Here is a 15,970-nt window from a genome sequence, read left to right as displayed (position 1 = left end):
ATTTTCACACATTGCGGCGACAATCGAATAGATAACATTCCCGGGGAGGATCGACGAAGTTGGATAGCACAAGCAACAATAGCAATACTACCGCGCATGATATCATAGACCTGTGCCTGCTGGCCGGCAAAATCATGCTGCAAAGCGGCGCCGAAACCTACCGCGTGGAGGATACCATGAGCCGTATGGCCGCATCGCTCGGATTCCCTGGAGCGCATAGCTACGTTACGCCGACAGTCATTATGTTCACCACCAGCCGAACCGAACCGGTGAAGCTGTTCCGGATAGCTGAACGGACGACCGATCTGCAAAAAGTGTCAGAGGTCAATGACATCTCGCGGCGGCTGAGCGAACGCCAGCTTACCGCAGCCGAAGCCCGCGAGCGTCTGGGGATTGTCGACGACGCGGCGCATGCTTATCCGGTCTGGCTGCAGACTGTAGCTGCCGCCCTGACCGGCGCCTGCTTCACCGTAATGTTCAAGGGCAGCCTGTGGGATGCCCTGCCGTCGCTGCTGATCTCCGGGGTCGGCTTCGCCGCCGTCACCTATCTGCACCGCCTGGTCCAGATCCGTTTCTTCGCGGAGTTCATCGCCTCCTTTATCATCGGCCTGCTGGCTTTCTTCTCTGTCAGGCTTAGCATTGGACAAGAGATGGACAAGATCATCATCGGCTGCGTAATGCCGCTTGTACCGGGGCTGCTCATCACGAATGCCGTCCGTGACCTTATGGCCGGCCATCTGGTCTCCGGCCTGTCTAAGGGAGCCGATGCCTTCCTGACCGCCTTTGCCATTGGAACCGGCATCGGACTCGTGCTGTCCCTTTTCTAATTACCACTTGAAAGAGGTAGTCCTACATGATTTTGCAACTCATAACCAGTTTCATCGCTGCCTCAGCCTTCTGCGTTCTGTTTAATGCGCCGGTGCGCGCACTGCTTCAATGCGGTTTCGCCGGAATGATCGGCTGGATACTGTATCTGCAGCTGGATGACAGATGGGATACCGTTGTTGCCACCTTTGGAGCCACCGTGGTTGTCGGAGTGATCAGCCAATTTTTTGCGCGTTCCTTCAAAATGCCGGTGATTATATTCAGCGTCGGCGGAATTATCCCGCTGGTTCCGGGCGGCCTGGCTTATGATGCCATGCGCCAGTTCGTGGAGAGTGACAACAACCAGGGGATTCAGTTTGCGGTACAGGCGCTGCTGCTGTCCGGGGCCATCGCCGCCGGCCTTGTGCTGAGCGAGGTACTGGGACAGATGTTCCGGAGGAAGCACGTATCCGGATAGTTGTTCCCCCGGGGCTCCGCCCACCGGTGCGCCTTAACGTACAATAAGCCCGCTTGCCTGCAGGGACCTGGTCCTTGCAAGGCAAGCGGGCTTATTGCGTTGTACGGGGGCACACCGATGTCTGCTTCCCTATTAGGTTCACCAAACCGTCCGTATTAAATGCAATATTAACAGTAACTATACTGTGTCTATACATTTGGCAATCGGTACGTGGAATTCGCAGCACAGAACTCTCAACTCTCTAAGTCGACGCCCTGTAGCCAAGTGAGCTAATTATTGTTTGAACTGTATACATACACAAGCCTAATTGTTGTACGTATTGCAACTTGTACCTATAGATACTGGGTGATTTGTAAGAGTTGTTGTATGAAATACAATAATTTCTGTTCGTAACCGCTCAGATAAGGGGAAATGCTGCATTTCATACAACATTTACCAATTACTCTCGATATCATGGATGGAATGTTGTATTTCGTGCAGGATTCTGGTTAAGCGGCTCCAGGGTTCGGCTCACTATTAGCCGATAATTTTCTGATAGCTGACAATATCCAGCCACCGGCCGAACTTGCGGCCGATCTCCTTGAATAAAGCGCTCTGCTCGTAGCCGTGCTTCGCGAACAGGCGGCGGCTGGGCTCATTGTCTGCACATACGGTAGCTACCAGTACATGGAACCCAAGCTCATTAGCCCGCTCTTCAATGAACCGCAGCGATTGCCCGCCCAGACCTTGTCCTCCGCTACCGGGCTTCAGGTAAATGCTGACTTCACCGGAGGTATCGTAGGCTTCTTTGTTCTTGTGCCGGGTAATTAGCACGTAGCCCTGCAGCTCCCCGTCCTGCAGAAGGACGTATGACTTAAACCGCGGGTCCCCGTTCAGCACAGACTGGCGCATTTGCATCAAGGTCTGCGGATCGGTATGAAACGATACGGTAGTGTTAAGTACATAATAGTTATAGATATCCAGCACACCGGCCAGATGTTCCTCAGTAATTTCTGCAAAATGCAGCCCGCTAGCAAGCAATTCCCCCATAATTCATTAATCCTCCCATATAGATGTTTCCAGCTGATCTACGAACCGCCGCAGCTTACCCGCGATCTTGAGATTAATAGCCCCGTTCTGATACATCTCCTGCACGGTATTCCGCTGCTCCTGAATGGCCTGCAGCTTCAGCTCCAGCTTCTCGTCATCGACAACGCCGTCTTTACTCCAGCCTTCGCCCTGCACCAGCCGGGATTCCAGCCGCTCATACTTGTCGATGACCTTCTGCGAGGCAAGCCGGTTCTCGTCGCTTATCCCGGCGCTGACGGCTGACACGGCCGCCTGACACATCGCTATCTTCGCCGTCCGGGCACTTTCGGCATTCTGCACCGCCCGCCGGCCCTCTTCCCCATTGAAGCGGCCCGAGAACAGGCCGGAGAACAGACGCTGAATTTCAGTTACGGTGAACTTAATTTGCGTATCCAGCCGTCTGCAGAGCAGCGATTCCGTATGATCCAGCAGCTCCTCCATCTTAACGGCAACAGGGGCGGGCACCGCTCCGTTCTCCAGCATCCGCCGCAGTGCTGTGCGCTCTGCCTCCAGGCCGCTCAGCCGGGCTTCAACGCCCAGCCGCCGGAACTGCTCCGTTGCCGGATCACTGTCCGGCTTGGCGGTGCACAGCCGGTCGATCTTGTCTGTGAACTCCAGTAACACCGGCTGTTTCGTCTGCTCCGGGCTCTCCGTAACCAGGCTGCGCAGCATCGACATCCCGGCGTCGATCACTACATTCCTGGCTGCCAGTTCCGTATTTCCGTAGCCAATCGTCTGCACCACGGTCTCCTCTTTGTCGGCCAGCAGCGGCAGGAAGATACTGGCAATGACCAGCGACATCAGAATGACACCTGCGGCCAGCGCAATTATCAGATCCCGTTCAGGGAACGGCGTGATACCGTCCCCGAGCACGAGCGGAATGGAGAAGGCACCGGCAAGCGTAACCGCTCCGCGCACGCCGGAGATTGAAGTAATGACCTGTGACTTAAGCGGCGCCTTCTCTACCCGGCGGAACCGGCTCTCCCATAGGGAATAGGCATAGACCCATAGGAACCGCAGCACAATGAGCAGTGCGGTAATCGCCATCACATACCCTGCAACCATGAAGTTGTTAAGCGTCTGATCACGGTAGATGACCTCCACTACATCCGGTACGGACACTCCGAGGATCAGGAATACCAGTCCGTTCAACACCAGCAGCAGCACCGACCAGGTACTGGCTGATACAAGCTGCAGCTTATACTGCGGCGATACGGCCCGGTCCTTCTCAATGGCGTACATTACACCACCGGCCACAACAGCGAGGATGCCAGATACGCCAATCTCTTCACTGATCAGATAAATGATAAACGGCGTAAGAATCTGCAGCAGAACATGGATCGTCACATCCTCCATACCGAATCTGCGGATGAATACACTGAGGCGGATCAGCAGAAAGGAGAGCGCCGCACCCAGCAGCAGACCGCCTGCGGCAATCATTACAAAGCTGAGCGATGCCTTAGGAAGCGAGAAAACTCCCGTAACCATGGCCGCGATCGCAAATTTGAAGGCAACCAGACCGGAGGCGTCATTCATCAGCGATTCACCTTCAAGGATACGGTGTATACTCTTCGGCAGATGTACCCTTCCGGCCAGCGCACCGACCGCTACAGCATCCGTAGGGGACAGAATCGCCGCCAGTGCAAAAGATGCCGCCAGCGGAATTGAAGGAATCATCCAGTTAATGGCATACCCTGCGACAAAAACCGTTACAAATACAAGCCCCAGCGCCAGCAGCAAGATCGGTGCTCTAAGGTTCCACAGCTCATCACGCGGTGTCCGTCTCCCGTCATTGAACAGCAGGGGGGCAATGAACAACACAAAAAACAGTTCAGGCTCAAAGGACATATGTATTCCGGTCGGCACAAGTGCGGCGATGATCCCGAGTCCGATCTGAATCAGAGGAACCGGCACAAACGGAATGAAACGGTTCACGATATTCGATACCGCGATTAGCCCGAGCATCAGCAGCACAGCAAGAAAAGTCTCCAAGCCCCATCATCTCCCGAATATCTTTTTTCAAAATATTATATCCTATATTTGCAGCAACTGCATAAACGCCAATAAACGGAAGACACAGCGGAATTTCCGCTTGTGCCTCCCGCTATATTCTCTATCCAGCGTCCATCCTGCCGCCTCACTGCAGAAGCAGCAGCTTTAGGATCAGGATTCGGACACCACCGTGAACCGTTCGCCGATATGCTGCGGCTGTTCAAGCTCATCTACAATCGCAATCGCATAGTCGGCATAACTTACGTAGCTCTCGCCTTTGGAATTAACGAGCAGATGATCCTTGCCCTTCACATATGCACCTGTTCTCTCCCCGACGGCAAAATTAGCTGACGGACTGACAAACGTCCAGCGGAGTCCCTCCGTGGTTTGAAGAATCTCCAGATTCTTACCTTGGTTCAGGGCTGTCGGCTTCACAAAATCCGGGAACCCCGGTGTGTCCACAACCTTCACCGTCCGGGCTTCATCCACGTACAAGCTTCCCGCACCGCCGACGACAATCAACCGGGTATCCGGCACATTCTTAAGAGCCTCAATCAGAACATTTCCGGCCTCCACATGCAGATGCTCCTGTCCAAACGGCGCTCCGAACGCATTTATGACGGCATCATAAATCCGCAAATCTTCAGCCGTCAAGGACAGGATATCCTTTTCCAGCACCGATGCTCTACTGTCCGTTACCTTCGCAGGGTTCCGCACTATAGCGGTAACCTCATGTCCCCTGTCCAGCGCTTCCTTCACAATCTCACTGCCTGCTTTGCCGCCTGCTCCAATGACTGCTATTTTCATGATAAATGCCTCCTAAGATAGTTAGAGCCTCAAGCCAGCCGCAGAATATCGCTGATGATCTCCTTGTCGACATCCAGATCGAACTTCCGGCCCCAGAAGCAGCCTGCACCCTGTTCGCGAATCCGTTCATAATCCTCGGCCCGCAGTGTTCTGGGGAATTCCGGTCCGGTATTCCAATCCGTGTAACGTTTGATCTCATTGATTACATTATCCTTATATTTACTGTTCAAAATAATTGAATGGAAGAAGATCTCATCGCCGCAGAACGAATTCCGGAACAACCGGACGTATCCGGGATGCTCCGCGATGAATTCGAGGATATACTGCATGCATCCCCCGGTAAGTGACATCCAGTTCGAGCCCTTATACAGCGCCTCCGGCAGATCCTTCAGGCTGCGCTTAAGCCAGGGTACAGACATCACCAGATTGATATAACGGTTGCGGATCTCTGAGACAGCTTTGGCCCGGGAGACCAGGAACCGCGGATAATACACAGACACCCGGTACAGGCAGCCCCACATTTCCGCCTCATTCGGAAGCTGCAGATGCTTGACGAACTCCTGCCCTTCATGCTCCTTGAAGAAATCAGCAATCACCTTATTGGAGGCAAGAGGCAAATCCTGTCCGCTGATGATATGAACATAGTTATAATTCCCGCTTGCCCGGATCAGTTCGAAGCACTTCAGGATGCATTCAATCTGGCCGTAATGGCCCCACTGTACGTCTACCGGCTGCTCTACGAAATGAATATCTTCGCGATGGATAATTTGCTCTTCGATGCCGCTTTTTTTATCCACATGAAGGAAAAACTCCACATGCTCATCCGTTAAACGATCGATCAGCAAATTAATCTGCTGAGGGCTCTTGTGACAGAGGACAACATAAGCCATTTTGAAATTGTGCAAAAGATTCATCCTTTCGCTCATTTATTTCCACATATTATAGGGGAATGAGCGAAGATGGACAAGTTTTCATTCCTCTCAGCCTTTGACAAGCAGCCGGATTCCAATATTCCACGGGTCTCTCAAGGTAGTGATGCCGCCTTCTACTTCTACACGGTACCCCGCTTGCTTCACACGTTCCGCCACTTCAGATACATCCCCGCTGCCCGGAAGCAGCAGAGTGAAATAATCGATGCCCGCCGCATTGGCCGGAGCCGCTTTAGCTCCTTGTCCCGCCCAGACATTAAGCCCCATATGGTGATGATATCCGCCCGCCGAGATGAATAGTGCAGCGTCCCCGTAATGAGCCGTGATTGCAAAACCAAGCGCATCCACATAGAATTTCTTGGCCTCCGCCAGATCGCCTACATGAAAGTGCACATGCCCGATCACCGTGCCCGCAGGCAGTCCGGTCCAGTTCAGCCCTTCGGAAGCCGCCAGCAAGCCGTCCACATCAACCGGGTCTGTAGTCATCACCACATTGCCAGTAGGCTCATACTTCCAGGTGTCGCGCGGCCGGTCGCGGTATATCTCAATGCCGTTATTGTCCGGGTCCTGAAGATACAGCGCTTCGCTGACCAGATGATCACCCTGGCCGATCTCGATGCCCGCATCAATCAGATTACGCAGCACCAGTCCGAGACTCGGACGGTCGGGCACCAGAATCGCGAAATGATACAGTCCGGCTGCCGAATTACGGCGCAGAATCTGAGCCTGTTCAATCTCCCGCAGCACCAGCAGCACATGCACGCCGTCCGCCGTCAGTTCAACCTCACGCCCCTGCTGGCGCAGGATCTTCAGTCCGATTACATTCTGATAAAAGGTGAGCGAACGCTCCAAATTGCTTACTCTAATCTGTACAAGTCCAATTTCCAGTTCTTGCGGCAGTGCTGCTGTTGTTGTCATATAAACCCCTCCTGAATAAAAACATATGGATAATATAAAAGGCTAAACCCTCCGGTGCCGTTCGTGCTCAGTGCTGCTTAGTCTTGACTGTTTATAGAATCATCATTCAAGCTTGTAACTGTTTCCGTTACACATTAACTAACTTTAGTATAGTTGCACTCTATATGTTTGTCAATTACTTTTAAAAATCGTCCGGAGAGGCGAATCAGGCGGTAATCCAATAGTTATATCCGGTGAGATCAAAGGAATATATCCCTTAAATTCCCCATTCAGCCGACTTCCGGCGCAATCAGAGGAATTCATAACTCATTTGGTTGGTCTACCTAATCAATCAATGGCACATTGTATTCGGTTTTTCGTATACATTGGCTCATCTGTCCTATCAGTGGCACATTGTATTCGGTTTTTCGCATACATTCGGCTCATCTACCCTATCAATGGCACATTGTATTCGGTTTTTCGCACACATTCAGCTCATCTGTCCTATCAGTGGCACATTGTATTCGGTTTTTCGCATACATTAAGCTCATCTGTCCTATCAGTGGCACATTGTATTCGGTTTTTCGCATACATTCGGCTCATTTGTCCTATCAGTGGCACATTGTATTCGGTTTTTCGCATACATTCAGCTCATCTGTCCTATCAGTGGCACATTGTATTCGGTTTTTCGCATACATTCGGCTCATCTGTCCTATCAGTGGCACATTGTATTCGGTTTTTCGCATACATTGGCTCATCTCTACGGATAAACTCCAAATTTCAATGAAATTTATCTACAACAGACGAATATCATAACTTCTTATAAAAAAGCCCGGCCAATTGGCCAGGCTGCGAAGCAGTCATCCGTTGTATTTGGGTTCACTAAGCATTTCAAATGATACATCCTGTGCAGTAATCCTAAGCTCACTCAGCGGCGGGTCCAGCAGAACCCGTAATTCAAACCCTTGTTCCACCGCATAGATCTCGGTATACAACCAGACCATTCTGTTCAGGCGTTCAGGCAGAACCAACCCGGTCACCCCGGTAAAGGTTAGTCTGATATCACACTGATAATGCATGGCTCCGCCGCAGTCCAGAATGATCTCCACAACCTCCTCCCACGTCACAGCATACGAAATCACCCTGGAATCATGGAGAGATTTCTCGACTAACTGAACAGCATTTAATGGGAGATTATCCTTAATCGAAAGATAACCGCTGTAGTATTCATCATCCAGCACCTTCATCCTGGCTTCGTATTCATTACGCCACTGCTGCGCCTGTTCTTTGAACTCAGGTTCTGGATAAGTAGAATTGATTGTTCCGTCATGAATGGATGGATGGAAGTATTCCGGAAGGTACTTCAGCAAATCCGCTTTGAGGTATTCCAGGAAATCCCTCGTCCTCTCCTTATAGCTGAGCCCATCCGCAGCATGCCACGCTACATCCTCCAGCCAATCCTGCTCCGTCTCAGGGAACACCATAAAGCCGCGCACCTGCATTTCTTCATACCATGAATATGTATAAAATTTCATTTGGCGCTCCTTTACTCCCCAAGTCTATCTATTGGTAATCTTCGTGCCCATATATACCCTTTTTTCAAGCGTCGCCTGCTGAACCCAGTTCTGTAGTTCCGCCCGGTTAATCATGAACTGCTCATCGACTTTAATATAGGGAATTCCCGTAAGTGAACCATTATACTTTAGAACCTCGTGCTCTGCCTTGATAATATTCAGCACCTCATTCTCAGTTAAATGCAGAAATTCCGCTGCCTCCGACATTGTCATTAATGGGCTGTCAGCGGCAGTAGATACAGTCTGCTCTAACAGTTCCGCTTGCTCTTTGGCCTCCGTCTGCAACTGGGCAATCTGTGTTTCCATCGCCTTTTCATTGCTGGATGCACGTTCGTTGCTGATCATCAGACTGCTTGCGATTAAAGAAAGACCCAGAATCAGTGCTGCTCCCAGGATTGTAATTTGATTCTTCATGTACAATATCCCCTTACTCCTTTGTAAAATCAAGGTGCAGACAGTCCCCTATCTGCCGCTACAGCCGCTTGTCTATAATATGCTTGTTCTCCTTGATCTCCTTGCGGAGCAGCCGGATTTCCTGAATCAATTCGTCCAGTTTGTAGGTAGCCCTAGATCCATCAATGGCCTTGCGGATAATCAGCATAAAGACCAGCAACGACAGGAACCATATAATCAGTGCCAAAAATACCATCATATCAATGCTCTTCCCCCTTATTCCAGTAAGCCACACATGGTGTCAGTCTAAACCATCTGGAATAATGTGTAAAGCATAGATCCGCTCATGAAATAGCCTCACAAAGTGGGGCTTTGGCTTCGATTATGACTCAGTTACATTGCGGGGACCCCAAAACATATAAATTCTTATCAATCAAAAAAGGGGCCCTGCCGGGATCCGGCAGGGCCAAAGTCTATTATAAGGGGGTCATGTGATTAATATACAGGCTGAAGCTTAATGCCTGATGAAAATCACATAAAGGTTTGATGAATTTATAAGTCCTAAACAAAGAGATAGACCCTGCCGAGGCACGGCGGGGTCTAGCATAAATGTATCCACTGGGGGGTGGAGACCTTTAATATACTCCCCGAACCTTAAAAGTACATAAATCTCTGCTGAAAGTTTCCTTAAGTTTCTGTGGCAGTCTACAAAATCTTACATCACGGGCCGGTGCCGCTTGAGGTTACATTCCAGCCCAGTCTGCTTTTCTTCACATAGATGTAGCTTCGCTCTGTTTGTTCAGCATAGTACAGATTACCGTACCTTGGATCATCCTTAATCCGTCCTTCTGTAACCCTGCCCGCCAATGCAGCCGCCGGATCACGAATCAGCAGGCTCTTGCGTACAGCGAGCTCAGGGGTAGGAGAAGGACAAATGAGCAGATACAATAACCCGAGCCCGAGCAATACCGTTATATAAAAAGCAGCGCCTTTTCGCTTGCGCATAGAGTTTCGAATACCATATTCCTCCTCTGCCTCACGAAACAGGAATTTGATGTACGATCTGATCCAGTGTAACCTCCTGCAGCACATTCTCCATCGCTTTCTGCGCAAGAGAGAACACGGGAATAATTGCCCCGGCAATGTTCTTGCCGACCGGGCACTCCGGGTTCGGATGCTCGTGGACAGAGAAGAGTGAATCCTCTTCCACTGCATTGACCGCCTTGTAAATCTGCAGAAGCGTGATATCCGCGCTACTCCGGGTAAGCTTCGCACCGGCTACCCCGGGGCGTACCTCCACCAGACCGGCCTTGTTCAGCATGCCTGTAAGGCGGCGGATGACAACCGGATTCGTATTGACGCTGCCGGCGATCCACTCCGAGGTGCTTTTACCGTCTTTGTTGCTGTCTATTAAAGTTAGAATATGAATAGCGACCGCAAACCGGGTGCTGATGTTCATGGGAATCTCTCCTTCATACTGACCAGAATGCTTCCCGGCAGATGTAACAATAATAGTTACATTCTAGATAATTGTCAATCCTGCAAGGAGCTCCGTGACCTCCTCGGGGTACTTCTGACTCAGACGTTTCTTCCCCAGATTACTCTTCACGATCCGGATCATCAGCTTATCGCCGCTCCCGGCCAGTCTGCGCAGCAAGGCAAAGCCCGCATCCGGCTGGCTGGCAACAAACAGGCTAAGCGCATACTCCATCCCTTTGGATAATACGCGGAGATGCTCAGGATCGGCTTGTCTGTATTTGCCCGACAGCAGCTCGTTCAGGATTTGCTCTGACAGCTCCAGACTGTAGTCGGCACAGGCTTGTTCCTTAAGCAAGGGAGGATGCGCCAGCGCGGCAATAAAAGCACGCAGTTCCAGCACGGTCGCTTCCATTCTCCAGCCTTCAAGCAGCCTGTGCAGCAGCCCGAAGCCGAACTCTCCAATCTGCTGCAATGCCATGGCCGCCGCCTCACGAACGCGCCATCTTGAATCATTCATTGCCCTGCGCAGCCTGACTTCTATCCCGGATCTTTCTCCCTGCTCCGCATATCCGTAATACGCACCGTAAGCCAGTAAAGCACAGAATGGAAGAAATTCCTCCGGGTCATTAGCCTCCGCCTCCGCTGCAGAAATATCCGTCCAGGAAGTGAGCAGCGACAACGACTGTGCTGAAAGCCCAGTACGGGCGTAATATCGGGAGAACTCCCCGGCAAGGCTCAGGTTCGCCCGCGGACCCGGCAGCCCGCTCCGGTTCATGTAATCCTCTGCGAGCAGCGGCCATTGTTCACTGTTCTCTATCTGCTGCTGAAACGGCAATGCGGCAAGCTTGCCACTATTCACCTTCATCCCTCCGGTTTCAATGGTTTCCTTCATTGGAGTACATTACAACGCCTTGCGCATCATACGGATAGTCGATCTGCTGCTTCACGGCAGCCATAGCCTCCCGGCCGGCAAATAAGGATACCAGATATAATCCCAGATCAATTGAGGTTGAGACCCCGCCTCCGGTAATAACATTCCCGTCCTGCACAATCCGGGCCTGAACCACTTCCCGGCAATACGGCTCAAGCAGCTCATATGCCGATGCATGCGTTGTGGCCCTTCGTCCCTCCAGTAATCCGGCAGCACCCAGCAGCAGGGCACCGGTGCATACGGATACCAGATATGGAACCCCGCTTGCTCCCTGAAGCCAGGAGATAAAGCTCCCGTCATGACGCAATGCCCTCGTCCCGGACCCGCCGGGCACAAATACCAGATCATACACTGATAAATCCGGCAGCACTTTACCGGTTTTGACCGTAAGCCCCATTTCATCTGTGATTTCCCCGGCCGGACCGCAGATATCCCACTCCAGCCCTTCCCCTGCTGGGAACTGGCGCAGCCTGTAGATTACATCATAAAAACCCGCGAAATCCAGAAACGTAATGCCGTCAAACAGAATAAAAGCAATTTTCACGCTACCCGCTCCTTCAATATCCGTCGTGCTGTAATTTTACTCGCTGTCGTAAGCCTGCAAAGCAACGGGCAAGGCCTGAATGACCACATTGCCTACAGCCGGAAGAGGCAGCAGGACTGCGCTTATAATCTCCTCACGGGTAGCGCCGAGTGATTTGGCATGCTTGACATGAAAGGCCAGCCCGCTTTCCAGCCTGACCGCCGCGAGTACGGAGATATAGGCAATTTCTTCTGTTTTGGCGTCAAGCGCACTTGCTGCATCCAGCTTCTGCACGACTTCCCCCCAGGCCTTCTGCTGCTCCGGTGCTTCCTTCATAAACGTCATGAATGCATTGCTGACTTGCGGTAGATTGTCCATTCTTTGTCCCTCCATTGGTAGAATACAATAATAAAGAAGTCCACCCTCTTCAGGGCAGACCGTATCTGTTCGTTCTTAGGTGCTAAGCTCTTAGGCGCTTGTCAGAATAATCGGTTTGCCTTTGGTGACCACAATCGTATGTTCGTACTGGGCAACACGGCTGTTGTCCGCCACACTGAGCGTCCATCCATCCGACTGCTGCTCTACAAAATCCGCACCCGTAGACAGGAATGGCTCTATCGTGATGACCTGTCCTTCCTTCAGCACCGTCGTTACCCGCGGATTATAGAACGGCAGGATTTCATAGGGCTTCTCATGCAACGATTTGCCGATGCCGTGGCTGCACAGATTGCGCACAACCTTATAGCCGCGCTTGTGTGCCTCCGACTCCATAACCCTGCCGATCTCGTTCACCTTCATTCCCGCTCTGAGGTGATTAATCACGCTCATCATGGTTTCCTCCGTACTCCGGCAGAGATGGACCAGCTTCTCATTATAAGGAGGCAGTTGAAAAGATACTCCGGCGTCCCCGTAGTACCCGTTCAGCTCGGCCGAGACATCAATATTGATTAAATCGCCGGCCTGGATCACCCGTTGACCCGGGATTCCGTGTGCCACCTCTTCATTGACGCTAATGCAGGTGGTTCCGGGAAAGTTATAGGTTACCTTAGGGGCAGATTTCGCGCCAAAATGGTTCAGAATCCTCGCGCCCACTTCGTCCAGCTCTGCAGTCGTCATTCCGGGAACTACACTTTTCCTCATCTCGGCGATGGTGTGGCCTACCACTTTACCGGCTGCCTTCAGTCCTTGCAAATCCTGCAGTGTCTCGCTCGTCATCCTGTTCACATTCCTCTCGTATCTGTTGATTCTCCGGCAACTTCCTGAAAAGCGGCTCCGTCCCAGAGGTATGAAGTCTCAACCTGCCTGCCAACAGAGTTGTCATAATGATCCGCCCGGAAACCGCCTTCGATCACGTCCAGCTTAACCGAATACCGGTCAGGACTGCTGATGAACAGCCCGGAAGCCGCTCCTTTAATCTGCAGCTCCTGGATCGAATGATCCGGCTTCACTGTAAACAGCTTGAACAATGATCCGTTCGAAGAACCATATTGGCCAACCGTAAAATCGGGATTACCGTCTCCGTTGTAATCAGCGAACTGAATCTGGAACAAATCGCCGAAGCTCAATTCTTCGGTGAAATGCCGGCTCAGCGCGAACGTGCCCAGTGCTGCGCCCTGTTCATCCGTAATGGCCAGCCGGAATTGCCCGCTCCAGCTCCGTCCAGCCAGCGGGGATGGGCTGGACCAATCCTCGCTGTACCTGCCTTTCAGCAGCTGCAGGTTCAGAAATTCCTTGTTTCCTGTGACCGGGAATAAATCATTGCGTGAGACCGTTACCGGACCTTGAGTTACCACCGATGCCTCATCCGCTTCGGACTTCGCCGCTGCAGGACTTCCGCCGCTGAAGATCAGCCTGCGCAGCTTATCGGCATTCTTGGCGGAGACTGTATAGCATGTCCCGCTGCGCTCAGCGGACAGCAGCAGACCAGTGTTCCCCTCCTGCTCGCCCAGACCCAGAATAAATTCTTCTGTATAGCCGTCCCCGTACACCAGCTTCATGCGGAAATCCGCATCGTAATCCAGCTCTCCCGCAATACGCTTGCTTGTATTCATGGCAGAAGCCATCGTCTTAATGAACTCGCCGTCTTTGAAAATCCTGGACTCAAAGGGAGCCGTCTCCGCTTGGCTCTCTATAGAGTTATAGGTCAAATCAATTTCAGAAATCCATCTTGAATTAATGTAGCCGAAAGCATTCTGGCAGCCGCTTAATAGAACAACCAGAAGAACAGGCAGAATCAGCAGTAGCCGCCTTATGGGTTCCACCTCCACATCCTTATGTATGATACAAGTATAACAGCCTTCTTAAGCAGAGTGAAATTCACGGATCTCCCGCTTCCGTTCAGAAGGCAACCTATCCGCCCCGGCGTATGCCAAAAACCGGTCCGCTTGATACGCAGGAACCGGTCTGAGCAGCAAACTCAATATGTTGGGAGTAGTCTGCTATATTCCGCTTTAGCTTATAGCCCCTACAGCCTTCATCCAGGCTTCTGCAATCAGCGCATGGCCGGCAGGTGAAGGATGTACGCCATCCCCGGCCCAGAAGGCAGGCTCGGCCTTAACCGATGCGGCGGCGAACAGTCCGTCCAGCGGGACCAATACAGCGCCATATTCACGGGCCAGCTCACGGACCACATGAATTTTCGGGTCCAGGTCCTTACGCCAGCCCTTACGGTCTTCCGGCACCGGCAGTACGAACGGCTCAACCAGCACCAGCTTGGCATCCAGGCTCTGCTTGGTGCGTTCAATCAGATCACGGTAGGAAGCCTCAAACTCAGCTGCAGTAGTCTCCTGCCCGGAATCGAACCAGCGCCAGGTATCATTAACACCGATATAAATCGACACCCAGGTCGGCTTAAGCTCCAGACAATCCCGGTCCCAGCGCTCCTGCAGATCCACGGCACGGTTGCCGCTGATGCCGCGGTTGATGAAGGTAAGGTTCTTCTCCGGATACTGCAGCCCAAGACGAGCGCCCGCCATCAGCGCGTAACCTACACCAAGTGATGAAGCGTCTGCGTAATTGCGGCCGCAATCCGTGATACTATCACCCTGGAACAGGATGATATCGTTCTTTTGAAATGGCATGCCTGAAATCCTCCTATGAAAACATCTGTAATGGTATAAACATCAACATTATAACAAATAGATTTTCCTGCGAATACGTTTTCATTACATATTTACGGAGTAAATCTGTTCACAGCTCTAAGCGCTTCATGCAGGGCAGTATTCAGGTTGCCTTCTGCGGCTTCTCGGTTGATTGCTGATAATCTCCAGTACTGTGAAGGTTCTTGTGAAGACGCTGATATCAGTTTTTAAGCCCGATTGGAATGAGCTTGTATCATCCCAATAATTTCTTCAATGACGAGCCCGGGCTGGTCATGATGGATATAATGACCGCTACCCGGCGCAATCAGCTGTCTGCTGGCCGCAGATAATTCCAGGAACTCCGCCTGGCTCTTCTGCTCAATCTCCAGTATCGCGTGTGCCGGCCAGTCTGATCCATCCTCATCCGCAAGCCCCCTGGTTATCACCGACAGCGGAACCTGGCTTGGCATGGAACCCCGGGCAGCAGAGATCTGCTTATAGCTCTGCATCTTATCGATCTGCTCCCTATTGAGCGAAGGGTTCAGCAGGTACGCCCGGTTCGCAGCGATATGCTGCGGGGGCAGCACCTGCTCATAAGTAAGCTCCTTATATTCGCCTGCAGCATCTATCAGTACAATTCCCGCAGTCCGCTCAGGATAGCAGCAAGCGAAGAGTCTGGCTACCAGACCGCCAAAGGAATGACCGACCAGAATGTAAGGGGCTTTAATATCCAGCAGTGCAAGCAGCCGGTACAGCTCCTCCACCAGATCCTGGCAGGAGCGCGGCCCCGGCACTCCCGGGCTGGTCCCGGTACCGGGTCTGTCATAAGCGAGGGTTGAGGCATGCTGCGCAATATTCTCCTGGACACCGCTCCAGGAATCGCAACCATCCCCTAATCCGGAAATAAAGATGACAGCAGGCGCATGGTATGCAGAATATTTATAATACAATCCGCGGCCCTGCCCGTCCGTTTGAACCTCCATCCAATTGCAGATAAACCCGTTCTGAATCATCT

Annotated in this window: 19 protein-coding genes; 2 read left to right on the top strand and 17 right to left on the bottom strand. The window is 51.9% G+C overall.

Annotated elements, in window-relative coordinates:
* Positions 1-59: 59 nt before the first annotated feature.
* Both NSU01_RS14120 and NSU01_RS14115 read left to right on the top strand, forming a co-directional pair.
* On the top strand, positions 60-827 hold the full coding sequence (locus NSU01_RS14120) for a threonine/serine exporter family protein (RefSeq protein ID WP_042136262.1): 768 nt from the start codon (positions 60-62) through the stop codon (positions 825-827).
* A gap of 26 nt (positions 828-853) precedes the next feature.
* On the top strand, positions 854-1,282 hold the full coding sequence (locus NSU01_RS14115) for a threonine/serine exporter family protein (protein ID WP_042136260.1): 429 nt from the start codon (positions 854-856) through the stop codon (positions 1,280-1,282).
* Positions 1,283-1,798: 516 nt separating this feature from the next.
* On the opposite strand, the gene NSU01_RS14110 is transcribed toward NSU01_RS14115, so the two are convergent.
* The 17 genes from NSU01_RS14110 to NSU01_RS14030 form a co-directional block, all read right to left on the bottom strand.
* A complete protein-coding gene (locus tag NSU01_RS14110; RefSeq protein WP_076245325.1) occupies positions 1,799-2,311 on the bottom strand; it encodes a GNAT family N-acetyltransferase in 513 nt (170 codons plus the stop codon).
* Positions 2,312-2,317: 6 nt separating this feature from the next.
* Entirely contained in the window at positions 2,318-4,342 is a 2,025-nt protein-coding gene (locus tag NSU01_RS14105; RefSeq protein WP_042136256.1) for a Na+/H+ antiporter, read from the bottom strand.
* 171 nt (positions 4,343-4,513) lie between these two features.
* Positions 4,514-5,149: an NAD(P)-dependent oxidoreductase gene (locus NSU01_RS14100; RefSeq protein WP_042136253.1), complete on the bottom strand. Its 636-nt coding sequence runs from the start codon at positions 5,147-5,149 to the stop codon at positions 4,514-4,516.
* Between the two features lie 29 nt (positions 5,150-5,178).
* A complete protein-coding gene (locus NSU01_RS14095) occupies positions 5,179-6,054 on the bottom strand; it encodes a beta-1,6-N-acetylglucosaminyltransferase (protein WP_052421824.1) in 876 nt (291 codons plus the stop codon).
* A gap of 75 nt (positions 6,055-6,129) precedes the next feature.
* Entirely contained in the window at positions 6,130-6,996 is an 867-nt protein-coding gene (locus tag NSU01_RS14090) for a VOC family protein (protein WP_042136250.1), read from the bottom strand.
* Between the two features lie 839 nt (positions 6,997-7,835).
* Positions 7,836-8,510 carry a DUF4085 family protein gene (locus tag NSU01_RS14085; protein ID WP_076245323.1) on the bottom strand — a complete coding sequence of 225 codons (675 nt, stop codon included), beginning with the start codon at positions 8,508-8,510 and terminating at the stop codon, positions 7,836-7,838.
* Positions 8,511-8,534: 24 nt separating this feature from the next.
* A complete protein-coding gene (locus NSU01_RS14080; RefSeq protein ID WP_076245320.1) occupies positions 8,535-8,963 on the bottom strand; it encodes a helix-turn-helix domain-containing protein in 429 nt (142 codons plus the stop codon).
* 58 nt (positions 8,964-9,021) lie between these two features.
* Positions 9,022-9,201 carry a hypothetical protein gene (locus NSU01_RS14075; RefSeq protein ID WP_042136244.1) on the bottom strand — a complete coding sequence of 60 codons (180 nt, stop codon included), beginning with the start codon at positions 9,199-9,201 and terminating at the stop codon, positions 9,022-9,024.
* Between the two features lie 461 nt (positions 9,202-9,662).
* On the bottom strand, positions 9,663-9,947 hold the full coding sequence (locus NSU01_RS14070) for a hypothetical protein (protein WP_076245318.1): 285 nt from the start codon (positions 9,945-9,947) through the stop codon (positions 9,663-9,665).
* Between the two features lie 31 nt (positions 9,948-9,978).
* Positions 9,979-10,401 carry an Rrf2 family transcriptional regulator gene (locus NSU01_RS14065; protein WP_039297077.1) on the bottom strand — a complete coding sequence of 141 codons (423 nt, stop codon included), beginning with the start codon at positions 10,399-10,401 and terminating at the stop codon, positions 9,979-9,981.
* Between the two features lie 63 nt (positions 10,402-10,464).
* The gene (locus tag NSU01_RS14060) at positions 10,465-11,280 is read right to left on the bottom strand and encodes a hypothetical protein (RefSeq protein WP_197074356.1); all 816 of its coding nucleotides are present in this window, start codon (positions 11,278-11,280) and stop codon (positions 10,465-10,467) included.
* A gap of 16 nt (positions 11,281-11,296) precedes the next feature.
* On the bottom strand, positions 11,297-11,896 hold the full coding sequence (locus NSU01_RS14055; protein ID WP_076245316.1) for a DJ-1/PfpI family protein: 600 nt from the start codon (positions 11,894-11,896) through the stop codon (positions 11,297-11,299).
* Positions 11,897-11,932: 36 nt separating this feature from the next.
* On the bottom strand, positions 11,933-12,253 hold the full coding sequence (locus NSU01_RS14050) for a carboxymuconolactone decarboxylase family protein (protein ID WP_042136236.1): 321 nt from the start codon (positions 12,251-12,253) through the stop codon (positions 11,933-11,935).
* A 90-nt stretch (positions 12,254-12,343) separates the two neighbouring features.
* A complete protein-coding gene (map, locus tag NSU01_RS14045) occupies positions 12,344-13,090 on the bottom strand; it encodes a type I methionyl aminopeptidase (RefSeq protein WP_042136234.1) in 747 nt (248 codons plus the stop codon).
* 5 nt (positions 13,091-13,095) lie between these two features.
* On the bottom strand, positions 13,096-14,136 hold the full coding sequence (locus NSU01_RS14040) for a hypothetical protein (RefSeq protein WP_076245314.1): 1,041 nt from the start codon (positions 14,134-14,136) through the stop codon (positions 13,096-13,098).
* A gap of 189 nt (positions 14,137-14,325) precedes the next feature.
* Positions 14,326-14,955 (bottom strand): SGNH/GDSL hydrolase family protein, encoded by a 630-nt coding sequence (locus NSU01_RS14035; RefSeq protein ID WP_042136230.1) that lies wholly within the window; start codon positions 14,953-14,955, stop codon positions 14,326-14,328.
* 227 nt (positions 14,956-15,182) lie between these two features.
* Positions 15,183-15,968, bottom strand: coding sequence for an alpha/beta hydrolase (locus tag NSU01_RS14030; protein WP_339303271.1), 786 nt, complete (start codon positions 15,966-15,968; stop codon positions 15,183-15,185).
* Positions 15,969-15,970 lie beyond the last annotated feature (2 nt).

Source organism: Paenibacillus sp. FSL H8-0259, assembly GCF_037963255.1.
Taxonomy (GTDB): domain Bacteria; phylum Bacillota; class Bacilli; order Paenibacillales; family Paenibacillaceae; genus Paenibacillus_AQ; species Paenibacillus_AQ phytohabitans.
This window is presented reverse-complemented; position numbering and strand designations above follow the sequence as displayed.